This is a genomic window from Pantoea sp. X-Soil-TKNS-1211, assembly GCF_059730495.1.
Genome location: NZ_AP035954.1, coordinates 73,155 through 85,903, shown reverse-complemented (window position 1 = coordinate 85,903; position 12,749 = coordinate 73,155). Strand labels below are relative to the sequence as shown.

Below are 12,749 nucleotides of genomic sequence, written 5' to 3'. Positions count from 1 at the left end.
AGAATACGTTAAGACAAATAAGAATGACAAAATCTGGCGACAAGCCTATGATAATCAACTTAAAAAGTTTGGCTGCCGATGGCCAGAATAACCAACTCACCAGATTTCAATGATTCGTCTTCATTTTAATTTTCGCATCTGAATCAGGGTCAGGGCGGAGGGATGATGTACATAAACAACAGTAGCGATGCTGGATCCCAGCAACTCGTGTTGCAAGTGCTGCGAGATCCAGATGAAAGCCGGGATGATGTACTGAGAAAATTTACCAGTCTGGTCAGTAAAACACTGGGTATTCCCAGCAGTTTTATTTCGGTAATGGATGACGATCATCAATACATAAAAGCCGCACATAACTTTGTGGTGGGAAAGACCGCTCGGGTTGATTCAATGTGCCAACACGTGGTGGAGGGTGATGGTGCCATGGTGGTGCCTGATACCTCGCTGGATTCCCGCTTTGCCAACAATCCCTTTGTCACCGGGGAACCCTTTGTCCGGTTTTACGCCGGAGTGCCATTAAAGAACCGGGAAGGTCTGGTCCTTGGCAGCTTATGCGTGGTTGACCGTGAATCGCACTCGTTCAGCTCGGACCAGTTGCTTACACTTAAGTTACTCGCTGATCTGGTGATGTCATTCCTCGAAGCCTGGCATGCCGTGGGTTATACCGACCCGGTGACTGGCCTGCCTAACCGTCAGCGACTAATTCGTGATCTTCAATCCCTCTCTTCCTCTGGGGATACCGCGCCCCGCAGGTTAGTGCTGGTCGACTGTATTGATATGCCCAGAGCCTATGAGCTGACTCGCTCTCTCGGGATGGCACCGGTTGAGGGCTTGCTGAAAGATGTCGCCACCTTGCTACCATTACGGCTGCGCCCCGGCAACGAAGCGCTGCTCTATACCATCGCAACCGGCCGCTTTGCGGTACTGACCAAGCAAGACAGTCGATTAAGTGCCGCCTGGGTGGCTGCAAGGCTGGAGGGGATCAGTGCGGATATGGGAGAGGGACTGTCCGTCGACCTGACCACACACACCGGGGAAACTGACTTTATCCCTGGTCGACTTTCAGCGCATGAAATTCTGCGGCGCGCGGTCAGTGCAGTACATGAAGCGATCTGTCGCAACGTGCCCTCCATGAGCTTCAGCCTGACGTCGGATGAACGTCGGACCGAAGATTTCACCCTGGTAAATGATTTGGCATCAGCCCTGAAACATGACCGGGAACTCTATCTGGTTTACCAACCTAAAATTTGTTTGCAAAGCGGAGAGCCACTCGGTCTCGAAGCTCTGATCCGCTGGGCACATCCGGTCAGAGGGGAATTGCCGCCAGCAGAGTTCATTCCCCTGGCAGAGCCAACGACGTTAATGGAAGAACTGACGGTATGGGTGGTAACCCACGCCATAGATCGTCTGAAGCGCCTGAAAAATAGCGCAATTCAGTTGCCCATCACCGTGAATGTCAGTGTCAGAGATTTCAGCAAAAAAGGTTTTGCCGACTGGCTCGAGAAACTGATGATTGACGCCCGCTTGCCGACATCGCTATTGGGCATTGAGTGCCTGGAAACCGAACGGATCATTGAAAGCCCCGCCGCCATTGATGGGCTGGAGATGCTTAAATTACGCGGGTTCGGCATTTCGCTTGATGACTTCGGTACCGGTTACAGCAACATCAGCTATCTTCGTCGCATGCCGCTGGATGTCATCAAGCTGGATCGCTCTATCATTAATGGCCTGTCCACTGACACCGCTTCACGCATTATCACCAAAAGCATCATCGCCATGCTAAAGGAACTGGATTATATGGTGCTGGCTGAAGGGGTGGAGAATCTGGAAACCCTTGAGGCATTGAAAGAGTTTGGCTGTGACCAGGCACAGGGCTATTTCTACTCTCACCCACTACGGGAGGAGGAGCTGGATAACTGGCTGGCCTGGAAAATGCGCAACGTCACTTATCAGCGTTAGCCCTGATCAGGCACCGAAGGCGCCATCAATGGTATGCATGGCGCCGGTAACGAAACCAGCTTCCGGGCCAGCCAGCCATGCGACCATCCCGGCCACTTCTTCCGCTCGCCCATGACGCTTGATCGCCATAAAACCGTGCATTAAGTCTTTTAATGGTCCCTCTGCCGGGTTGGCATCGGTATCAATCGGGCCTGGCTGAACCACATTGATGGTGATGCCGCGCGGACCGAAGTCACGTGCCAGCCCACGCGCCATGCCCTGCAGGGCTGATTTGCTCAGGGCGTAGGATGCCATACCGGGTATCGGCATGCGGTCGCCGTTGACCGAACCCATGATGATGATGCGTCCCCCTTCCGGCATCTGGCGTGCCGCCTCAACAGAGGCAAAGTAAGGTGCATTGATATTGATACGGAACAGGCGTTCAACCTCGTCGGGATCCTGTTCTAACGCATCACCAAAGGCGATAACCCCGGCATTGACCACTAAGATATCCAGTGGACCACTGTCGCGTACCCTGGCAATCACCGCATCGCGGTCGGCGCTGTCGGTCTGGAAAGCCTGACTGCCCGTCTCTTCCGCCAGCAGTCTCGCGGCCTCTGGCGAACCGGCATAGGTGAACAAGACCTTAGCGCCTTCCTCAGCAAAACGCCGCACAATCGCGGCACCAATTCCGCGACTCCCGCCCAGCACCAGCACTGACTTACCGTTAAAATAAGACATCAGGCACTCCTTCATAACTTGAGGTAGCCGCCATTGGCTACGATGCAGTCAGTTTAGTCGACGTTCGTGACACGTTATCGACAAATTGACTGGCCGCATCATTTGCGGACCCGCTAAAATTTTACCTTTCAAAATCAACACACCCGGCGTAACCTATATATAAACCATATACGTTTCATATAGGCCTTATTATGGGAATCGTGAAAATCTCCGACCTGATGCATGAGAACCTGCGCGTAGCGAGCACCGCACTCAGCCGTTCCATCAATGCACAGGCGGAACACTGGATGAAAATCGGCATGCTGGCCGAACTCTATCCCCAGCTCAGTCACCAGGAGCTGACGCGCCTGTTGATGCGCGTGGAAATCGATGGCGGCGCCGATCTGGCGAAGCTGCTGAATGCTTCTTTACCCACTACGCAGGGAATCGCGCAATGAACAACATCAAACTGCACTCCGCGCAGGAAATCGAACTGGCACGGGCAGCAGGCCATGACGCCGCCAAAGTGCTGGCGATGATCACACCTTACGTCAAACCGGGTGTCACGACCGACGAACTGGATCGCATCTGTCATGATTTCATCGTCAACGAGCTGAAAGTCATTCCTGCCAATATTGGTTATCACGGCTACACCCGCACCGTCTGTACCTCGATCAACCATGTGGTGTGCCACGGCATTCCCGGCGAGAAAAAGCTGAAGGAAGGCGATATTGTCAATATCGACGTGGCGATTATCAAAGATGGCTGGTACGGCGACACCAGCCGCATGTATTTTGTCGGCGCGCCGTCGGTACGTGCCAAACGTCTGGTGGAGATCACTTATCAGTCGATGGTGGCAGGCATTCGCGTGGTGAAACCGGGTGCCACTCTCGGGGATATTGGTGCCGCGATCCAGCAGGTCGCGGAAAAAGCCGGTTTCTCGGTGGTGCGAGAATATTGTGGGCACGGCGTGGGCGAAATCTATCATGGCGAACCGCAAATTCTGCATTACGGTACGCCGGGCACCGGTCTGGCACTGGAAGCCGGGATGATTTTTACCATCGAACCGATGATCAATGCCGGTAAAGCGGGCACCAGCGTGTTGTCCGATGGCTGGACGGTGGTCACTAAGGATCGTTCGCTGTCGGCTCAGTGGGAACACACCGTGGCGGTGACGGAAAGCGGGTTTGATCTGCTGACGCCGTGGCCGGATGGTACCGGCGAATACGAAGCCATTTGATTAGATACATGCCGTAGCGGCGCGATTTATCATTTATCTCAGGAAAGAGGGGGTAGGAAAACGCCTTCTGTATGATGAATATCCCGGCCAAGCTGCAAAAGCTGCGTGAAAAGTTCCCGCAGCAAGCTAAAGAGATTTGATATTTAAAATCAGGGCGTTATTTTTAACCCTGATTTTAATGAGTGTAATTGTTGTTGAGTGAAAGACTAAAGTTGCTTACGCCCTGTCATTTTCGAACCGAAGAAAAGAAATTTACTTTTGTCAATTTCTTTTCTTCTAAAAACTTGTCGCCCATTTTCTTCTTCATTTCTCACATACTCAGTTACCATAAATGGAAACTCCCCCGCATTCAGTTTATTATTTGCTTCTTTCAGTAGCCCTGTGGAATCTTTTTCCCTGAAAGAATATATTCCTGAATACATAACGATGTCTTTATTCATTTTATCACATAGGGCTTGCCCATATTTTTTCGCTCCCTCTGGAGTGTTACAAATATGGAGCATTAACAGATCGTAACTTGAATCGAATTTCGAGTGATGACAATTCATACAGCTATGGAACTCTTCAACCGATAATGGTTTACCATTGATGATAGGTTCCCCCCCCCTTGCAACATTACCATGCGCCTCAAAAACCAGCTTCCTGTCTTGTCCCTTCATGGTGTAAGTAATAGCCGGACGATTTTTATCTGCTGTGCCTATCACGGTAATGTTTCTAAGTCTGTATTTTTCGTCTGTTATTGGGTCAACATCAGGAAGAATATTGTGTGCTAATTCTCCGAAAGCTCGAAACTCTCTGTCATTTTCATGCTGCTGCTGGATATATTTAGATAAGCTTCCTATCAGGAAACCTGCTATGGGCAAAACTGCACCCAAAATTGTATGATTCCGTTCCAGGTTCCCATCCTGTCTGCCTAACAGCATTGCCCGCTCAAACCATCTATGCGTCGCCAGAACCATCCTCTGCATATCGTCCTTATTCACTGGAATTCTCCCTTCATTATCGACGAATGTAGCAGGGTTATTCCTCACCATTCTGAACAAATTAAGTCCATCCACCACTCCAGCCGGATCCGTGTTTATCCAGCACATCATCCACGGCGCATAATAACGGTAGCCGTAGTAGAGCAATCCACTAATATCGCGTTCTTTAGAACAATAGCGCATGGTTTTATAATGGGACGTTATCTGGCTGGTCGTTACCCAAATAGCGGTGCCGCCAAAGGGAAAATAGACTTCCCGGCTGATAACGTCCCCGCCACTATCCAGTTCAAATTGGATGCTTTCGCTACGATCGGCAAGAGAAAAGCGTGATTGATATATACCGGCGTCTGCAGATTTTCCTTGTTGCCAGTGCAGAATTCGCACACCCTTTGCCGTAATAACCCGCAGGGATACGTTCACCCGAGAAGAAGTTCGGGTTGTGCGTAACTCCAACCCCGCAAGATAACGCACCTGTTGTTGACGCATATCTGTTTTTGTCGGCTGGCAGGATGATTTTATTACGCGCTCACCTGCACGGACATAGCGGTAAAGCTCATGACTACTGTTTAGCGCTGCGGTCTCTTTCATCGCACAATTCCTCACTGAAGTAATCACACCACGTTAAATGCCCTTTTGTCCGTTTAAAGATGCCGCTGCGGCGTCATCTCCTCAATCACCTCGGTGATGCGCTGAATCACCTGCTGCGCCGCCCGCGACAACTGCCGGGAGGGCGCGGTACACAGCGCCAGCGTCAGCGGGCGTAATACGCTATTTTTCAGTGGCACAAAACACAGTTGCTGCTCTTCTACCTCGCTCATCACATCCAACAGACTGAGCACGCAAATGCCGGTCCCCTGAGTTACCAGACTGCGGATCAGCCGGATATCATTGCAGGCGATAATGTTATCTGGTGCCATTCCCTGTTTGCGATACAGCGCCGCGACACGTTCATGTACCACCAGCGATTCGCCAGGGATGATATGTCGCTCGCCACTCAACTCGCTCAGCGATAACGCGTTACGGCCACTCAGCGCGTGTTGCGGCGGCAGCACCACCCCCATCTCCAGCTCGGCAAAGGCCAGCACATCCAGGCCACTCTGCCCGGCTGGGTCGAGAATCAAGCCAAAATCAATGTCTGACTGACGGATCAGCTGGCTGATGGCATGGCTGTTGTCGACAGTTAGCTCCAGCCGCAACCATTGATGCTGCCGGGCAATATCCGCTAACGCATCGGCCACAGCACCTTTGGTTAGCGACTGAACCAGCCCGGCGCTGACATTGCCGCGTTTCAGGCCCTGAATATCATCAAAACGCTGGCGAGTAACGCGGAACTCGCGCTGCCAGCGCATCACATCGTCATACAACAGTTCACCGGCCGTCGTCATACGCAACCCGTCGGGCAGACGTTCAAACAATGCCGTACCGAAACTCTCCTCGGCCTGCAAAATTTGCCGGTTAATAGCGGATGCCGAGACATGCAGCTTCTCCGCCGCCTTACGCAAACTACCGCTACGCGCCACTTCAGCAAAATAAACGGCAAATCGGGAAAATGGACTCATGGCTCACCTGTACTGATTTTTGCAACACAGAAATGAATTAATGCTGATGGATTTGTACAGGCCTGATTATTCACAATGACCGGACAAAAATGAAGACTTTATTGTGAGCCACTGACAGGACATCGCTATGAATACCCTCACCCCACCCGCCCACTGTACTTTTGAACCTGATGACTGGCTGAAACTGGCACGCCAGTGGCATCCCGTGGCACGCTCCTGCGACGTTGACGGCGCACCCACTAAAGCGGTGCTGCTGGATGAGCAACTGGTGGTGTATCGCATCAAAGGTCAGGCGGTGGTAGCGCGCGATGTGTGCCCACACCGTGGCGTCCCCCTAACCCTCGGTTTTCATGACGACGAGGGCGTGGTTTGCCCTTATCACGGCCTGCGGTTTGGTGCAGGCGGCAAATGTAACCGTATCCCTTCCAGTCCCGGTCAGCCGATCCCCGCCAAACTGAATCTGATCAACTATCAGGTGGAGGAACGTTATGGTCTGGTTTGGGTGTGCATGGCACCGGACGCTGACAACCCAGCTCCCTTACCAGTGATGCCACACTGGGAGGATGCCGGATTCCAGCAAATCAACTGTCCCGGTTTTGATGTGAACGGTTTCGCCGGTCGTCAGGTGGAAGGATTTCTCGACGTCGCCCATTTCGCCTGGGTCCATACCGAGACCTTTGCTGATGCCACGAATCAGGTGGTACCGACCTACAATCCGGTTGAAACCCCTTACGGTTTCGCGGTGGATTACTGGAGTTCGGTCAGCAATTTCGCCGCCGACAGCGGGCAGCAGGCACCGGAAGGATTTGCATGGCTGCGTCATTTTGAAATGCACCTGCCCTTCACCGCCACGCTGACCATTCATTTTCCTGGCGAATCCCGGCTGGTGATCATGAACGCCGCCTCACCGGTATCAGCACGTAAAACCCGCATGTTCGCCCCGATCGCCCGCAACTTTGATCTGCACATCCCGGTGGAAGATGTCCATGCCTTTAATCAGCGAGTGTTTGAGGAAGATCGGCTGATGGTGGAAACCCAGATGCCGGAACGCCTGCCGCTCGACCTGACGCTGGAGGCCCATATCCCGGCCGATCGCAGTTCCATTGCCTATCGTCGCGGCCTGAAACGTATGGGCTTCGGTGAATTTTTCCTGGTGTAGCGGAGGCGACGATGAGCACAACCTTGCAAGTGGTGGTAGACGGGATGTATCGCCAGGGAAGACACAACCTCGCGATCAATCTGGTGGCGGAAAATGGTCAGCCGTTACCGGGCTGGCAAGCCGGTGCGCATATTGATGTCCATCTGCGTGATGGGCTGGTGCGGCAATACTCCCTCACCGGACAAAATGGCAACACGCACCATTATCAGATTTGTATTGCGCGAGATCAGCAGTCACGCGGCGGGTCGCGCTATGTCCATGATATGTTGCGCCCCGGTCAGGTGATCAGCATCTCGCCACCGCGCAATCTGTTTCCGCTGCTCCCCGCCGGGAAAGTGATCCTGATGGCGGCCGGTATCGGTATCACGCCGTTGTATGCCATGGCGGAAGCACTGGAGGCGGCGAGCGTGCCTTTCGTATTGCATTACTACGTGAAACAGCGGGGCGATGAAGCATTTCTGCCCGAGCTATCTAAACCCTTTCAGCATGGTTTCTGCGAGATCTGGCACAGCAGCGAAGGCCGCAGCCCGCGTAGCCATGCTCCGGTAGAGTTGCTCGACCCGGCTGAAGATACTCACCTTTATCTGTGTGGCCCGGAGGGTTTTATGAGCCACATCCACGCCACAGCGACCACTCATGGCTGGCGTGAGGAGAATATTCACACCGAAGCGTTTAAACCTCAGGCCGCCGTGGCACAACCGGACGAGGGAGGCTTTACGGTCACCCTCGCCTCCAGCGGGCAGCAATGGCCGGTCGCACCGGGGCAGACCATTGCCACGGTGCTGCTGGAGAATGGCGTCGATGTGCCGCTTTCCTGCGAGATGGGCATGTGTGGTGCCTGCCTGACGCGTGTCACCGCCGGGGAGGTAGATCATCGCGATACGGTACAATCCGAGGCAGAAAAATGCGCCCCCGAGCAATATATCGCCCTGTGTTGCTCTCGCAGTTTGTCTCCCAATCTGGTGATCGAACTTTAAAAAAGTTCACGCAGATTGTAGCCCATCCCCGCCAGCGCCATCAGTAGCAGAATGCATTGGGAAACCATTTCCAACCAACGCTGCTATATCCCACCCTGGCGCGTTGGAGAGACATGCTGTGCCGGTGCAGCTCGCAAGCGACGCCCCATTGGTGCCAATCACCGTATGAACCGCGCGGCGACTACCGTGGCGGGCTGCGGCATCATCTTCCCACCATCCCCTCAGCCGAAATCGAGGGACTAATACTGACGGAATAACTGGACCAGGTCTGGGATATAGCAACAAACCATTCTTTCTCGCAATGAAAATAGATAGCAACCTAACGAATATAAATAATTTGTCGACAGCGCATTGATTATTTATTGCTTGCATGAACAGAACGGCAAAATTGACAACTTAGGATTATTCTTAGTTTGCCTTAATTCAAATCACCGCTACAGTTATTATTGCTTCTGGATGTGAGAAGAAGCACACCCTGTTAATCGGGAATACATCTCAGAGGAATAAAAAATGACGCAACGTCGTGGTGGTTCGGGCAACTTCGCAGAAGATAAACAACGAGCGGCTGAAGCGGGCCGCAAAGGTGGTCAGATGAGTGGCGGGAATTTCCGCAATGACCCGGAGCGTGCCATCGAAGCCGGTCGAAAAGGAGGAAAAATTAGCCGCCGCAAGTAACGAAAACGCTCAGATATTCCATATTCATTCTCTCTTTCGCGGGAACGTTCAACCTGACAATTTCTATTTATCATGTCAGGGAAGGTTATATTATCCGCGGGCACCAGGCTATTTCCCCACCATCTTATACAAACCATCGATTTAATTTGTACAGGGTTATATTTCTTGTACAAATTAAATCAGCGCAATATTTACTTATTCCTGCGCAAAGGAATAAACGCCGGACACTCTAACTTAATAATAAATCATAATTTATTGCATCTCCGATACCACTTCCCGCGAGTGTGGATGTCAGCTCTGTCAGGTCTGAGCACGGAAGATCGATACAATAATTGTCAGCAATACGCAATGAATTGCGCCGCTACGGTCAGACACTCGCGGGTAGCGGCGCGATTTATCGCACGGGTTTACTGCTTAATGCGCAGCCATTTGAGCCGGGAGCTTCAACGCAGCGCGCGCTTTCGCCACCTCGTCCGTCGTCACCGCCGGTGCTGCATTGCCCCAGCTGTTTCGCAGGTAAGTTGCCACTGCGGCAACCTGCTCATCTGATAACTTCCAGGCAAAGGAAGGCATCGCCCCGCTGGTCGGATTCCCTTGGGTCACTGCACCGCGCCCACCCTGCAACACGGTGGTGATGATCGAGGAACTGTCATCCGCCATCAGACCAGGATTACCGGCCAGACTCGCCGCCAGGTTAGGGATACCCTTACCATCGCTGTTATGGCAAGCGGTACAGTTGGCTGAATAAACATTTCCACCCATCTTCATCTGCGCATTATCCGTCGCCAGCGGCTGTGGACGCTGTGCCGTCGAAGCCGGTACTGACTTCAGATACACCGCAATGGCCTGTAAATCCGCATCCGTCAGGTGTTGCGTCGAGTTGGTCACCGCTTCCGCCATCGGGCCCGAGGCCACGGCAACGTGGTTGCTTCCCAGCTTCAGGTACTGCACGATTTGGTCATTACTCCAGCTACCGATGCCGGTGTATTGATTTGGCGTAATATCCGGCGCGTGCCACTCCGCCAGATTGCTGCCCTGCAAATACGCACTGCTGTCACCGCCAATCAGGTTCTTCGCCGTATGACAGGCAGCACAGTGCTCCGGGCCTTCGACCAGATATGCGCCCCGGTTCCACGCTGCTGACTGGTTGGGATCGGCCTGGAATCCGGCATTTTTAAAGAACAGCAGATTCCAGCCCATCATCGCCAGGCGAATATTGTAGGGAAAGCCGAGGTTAGTTTCTGGCACGTCGTAATGCACCGGTTGCACCGAACGCATATACATCCACAGATCGTGCATATCCTGATCGGTCAGCTTAACGTAGGCGTTGTAAGGCATAGCCGGATAGAGATTCTCACCCTCTTTCCCTTTGCCATGACGCACCGCGCGGAAGAAATCCCGTTCGGTCCAGTTGCCAATGCCGGTCATCACATCGGGCGTGATGTTGCTGGCATAGATTCCGCCAAACGGCGTACTGATTCTGTAACCTCCAGCCATATGCAATTTGCTATCCGGCATGGTGTGGCAAGCAGTACAGTCACTGGCGATCGCCACATAACGACCGCGTGCTACAGCGGCAGCATCGGCTGCCGCTGGCGGCTGGCTGGTCAGTACATTTTCACTGGCGACATCATCGGCAGACGTGTTCCCGTTTTGCCACAGCAAGGCCGCAGCGACGGCGGCGGCCACAATGACCACGCCACCTGCAATTGTTGTTTTTTTCATGTCACACCTTCACCAGCGGGCCAGGGTTTTTCAGGTACTGCTCGATAATGGCTTTCGCCGTCCACAGACTGAGCGCACCAATGGTGCCAGTTGGGTTGTAACCCGCGTTATTCGGGAAGGAGGATGCCCCCAACACGAACACGTTGTGAGCATCCCAGCACTGCTGGTAACGGTTCAACACCGAGGTTTTCGGATCGGTACCCATCACGGCACCACCAATGGTGTGGTCGCTGGCGAAGTTGTAAGGCGAGTACGCGCCGGAGGCCGAGTTGGTCCCAATGACCAATTCAGCACCCATTGCTTTACCAATCTCGACGCTTTTCTCTTCGATAAATTTGGCTGAGCGACGATCGTTGTCGTTGTAGTCAAAAGTGACACGCAGCAACGGATTGCCGTTGTCGTCTTTGTACTCCGGGTCAAGATCGAGGTAGTAATCTTCGTGTGAGTAGCTGGTGCCCTGACCGAAAATAAAAGTGGTGTTCTGGAAAGCGTGGGTATAAGCCTTTTTCCAGTCCTTACCCCAACGTGGAGAGCCTGGTGGCAGTGCATCTGCATTGCCGATCGGGCGTGCACCGCGCGCAACCACCAGAATCCCCGCCCCCCCAATAAAGCCGAGACCGGTATGGTCAAAGTTATCGCCATTCCAGTCGTCGACCTGTGATGAGAGGGCACCGGCTCCGATATACTGGTTCAGGTTCTCATCTTTGAAGTGAATCGCCGCACCCGAGACGGTCTGGAAGCTGTAGGCTCGCCCTACTACGCCCGTTTTCGTTACCGGGTTGTAAGGCACACCGATTTTCGACAACAGCAACAGGCGTACGTTTTGCATCTGGAACGCTGACAAAATGACGATATCCGCCGGTTGTACCCACTCTTTTTTGTTCTTGTCGATATAGGTCACGCCGGTGGCAATTTTGCCATCGACAGACTTATTAACCCGTACCACCGCTGAATCCGTCAGCACCGTGAAGTTCTCACGCTGCATCAACGCCGGGATGACACAAGCATTGGGGCTGGATTTGGAGAAGTTACCGCAGCCGTAATACAGGCAATAACCGCAATAGGTACAAGGCCCCATCCGCACACCCAGCGGGTTTACGTAGGCACGTGACGCCTGTCCGGCAGGGACCATAAACGGATTCAGGCCGATTTTTTTCGCCCCTTCGGCAAAGATATCCGTCAGGCGCATGCTTTCCAGTGCGGGCAACGGATATTCGCTACTGCGGTTACCCTCGAACGGGTTGCCATCCGGGATAATTTTCCCGTTCAGCTTTCCTGCTTTACCGGAGACGCCCGCTATCTTTTCGAAACGGTCATAGAAAGGTTCCAGTTCATCATAAGTGACGCCCCAGTCTTGCAGGATCACCCCTTTGGCGATTTGCGACTTGCCGTATCGCTGCACCGTTTGGGTATAGGGTTCAAAATCAAACGGCGTAAAACGCCACGCCATCCCAGCCCAGTGCGTACCGGAACCACCGACGTTGTAGCCCAGTTCGTTCAGGTTCCATTCACGGCTCGGCAACGCCGTTTGGGTACTGTTATTACGGAAAGTGGTGGTTTCGACGGCGGGCGGCAGCAGCATGCTACGGCGGGTATCCCAGCGCAGTTCATCAGTATCAATCGATGGCGGAAAATCAGTGGCGGTTTCAAACCACGGGCCACGTTCAATGGCAACGACATTCAAACCAGCACGGGTCAGTTCTTCGGCGATCAAAGAGCCACACCAACCCAGGCCGACGATGGCGACATCAGCTTTTGGACGGACATTAGTCATGT

11 protein-coding genes are annotated in these 12,749 nt (G+C 53.2%); 6 read left to right on the top strand and 5 right to left on the bottom strand.

Annotated features, from left to right (window positions below; genetic code table 11):
- Positions 1-165 precede the first annotated feature (165 nt).
- Entirely contained in the window at positions 166-1,956 is a 1,791-nt protein-coding gene (locus AC6I8W_RS20900; RefSeq protein ID WP_497838779.1) for a sensor domain-containing phosphodiesterase, read from the top strand.
- Positions 1,957-1,962: 6 nt separating this feature from the next.
- Here the strand turns inward: AC6I8W_RS20900 and bdcA are convergent, their stop codons facing one another.
- Complete coding sequence (gene bdcA, locus AC6I8W_RS20895; RefSeq protein ID WP_497838578.1) at positions 1,963-2,676, bottom strand: SDR family oxidoreductase; 714 nt, start codon at positions 2,674-2,676, stop codon at positions 1,963-1,965.
- A 191-nt stretch (positions 2,677-2,867) separates the two neighbouring features.
- Here bdcA and AC6I8W_RS20890 point away from each other — a divergent pair, with 191 nt between their 5' ends.
- Both AC6I8W_RS20890 and map read left to right on the top strand, forming a co-directional pair.
- Complete coding sequence (locus AC6I8W_RS20890) at positions 2,868-3,113, top strand: ParD-like family protein (protein ID WP_497838577.1); 246 nt, start codon at positions 2,868-2,870, stop codon at positions 3,111-3,113.
- Positions 3,110-3,895 (top strand): type I methionyl aminopeptidase, encoded by a 786-nt coding sequence (gene map, locus AC6I8W_RS20885; RefSeq protein WP_497838576.1) that lies wholly within the window; start codon positions 3,110-3,112, stop codon positions 3,893-3,895. The genes AC6I8W_RS20890 and map overlap by 4 nt, the downstream gene beginning before the upstream one ends.
- A gap of 206 nt (positions 3,896-4,101) precedes the next feature.
- Here the strand turns inward: map and AC6I8W_RS20880 are convergent, their stop codons facing one another.
- Together AC6I8W_RS20880 and AC6I8W_RS20875 are read right to left on the bottom strand one after the other, a co-directional pair.
- Complete coding sequence (locus AC6I8W_RS20880; protein ID WP_497838575.1) at positions 4,102-5,466, bottom strand: RHS repeat domain-containing protein; 1,365 nt, start codon at positions 5,464-5,466, stop codon at positions 4,102-4,104.
- A gap of 53 nt (positions 5,467-5,519) precedes the next feature.
- A complete protein-coding gene (locus tag AC6I8W_RS20875) occupies positions 5,520-6,437 on the bottom strand; it encodes a LysR family transcriptional regulator (RefSeq protein WP_497838574.1) in 918 nt (305 codons plus the stop codon).
- Between the two features lie 127 nt (positions 6,438-6,564).
- On the opposite strand from AC6I8W_RS20875, the gene hpxD reads away from it, so the two are divergent.
- The 3 genes from hpxD (at position 6,565) to AC6I8W_RS20860 (ending at position 9,248) form a co-directional block, all read left to right on the top strand.
- Positions 6,565-7,596, top strand: a complete 1,032-nt coding sequence (hpxD, locus tag AC6I8W_RS20870) for a molybdenum cofactor-independent xanthine hydroxylase subunit HpxD (RefSeq protein WP_497838573.1) — start codon at positions 6,565-6,567, stop codon at positions 7,594-7,596.
- 11 nt (positions 7,597-7,607) lie between these two features.
- Entirely contained in the window at positions 7,608-8,573 is a 966-nt protein-coding gene (locus tag AC6I8W_RS20865; RefSeq protein WP_497838572.1) for a PDR/VanB family oxidoreductase, read from the top strand.
- Positions 8,574-9,083: 510 nt separating this feature from the next.
- A complete protein-coding gene (locus AC6I8W_RS20860) occupies positions 9,084-9,248 on the top strand; it encodes a con-10 family general stress protein (RefSeq protein ID WP_013511857.1) in 165 nt (54 codons plus the stop codon).
- Positions 9,249-9,662: 414 nt separating this feature from the next.
- Here AC6I8W_RS20860 and AC6I8W_RS20855 read toward each other — a convergent pair whose 3' ends face one another.
- Together AC6I8W_RS20855 and AC6I8W_RS20850 are read right to left on the bottom strand one after the other, a co-directional pair.
- Positions 9,663-10,973 (bottom strand): c-type cytochrome, encoded by a 1,311-nt coding sequence (locus AC6I8W_RS20855; RefSeq protein WP_497838571.1) that lies wholly within the window; start codon positions 10,971-10,973, stop codon positions 9,663-9,665.
- A gap of 1 nt (position 10,974) precedes the next feature.
- Positions 10,975-12,747 carry a GMC family oxidoreductase gene (locus tag AC6I8W_RS20850; protein ID WP_497838570.1) on the bottom strand — a complete coding sequence of 591 codons (1,773 nt, stop codon included), beginning with the start codon at positions 12,745-12,747 and terminating at the stop codon, positions 10,975-10,977.
- Positions 12,748-12,749 lie beyond the last annotated feature (2 nt).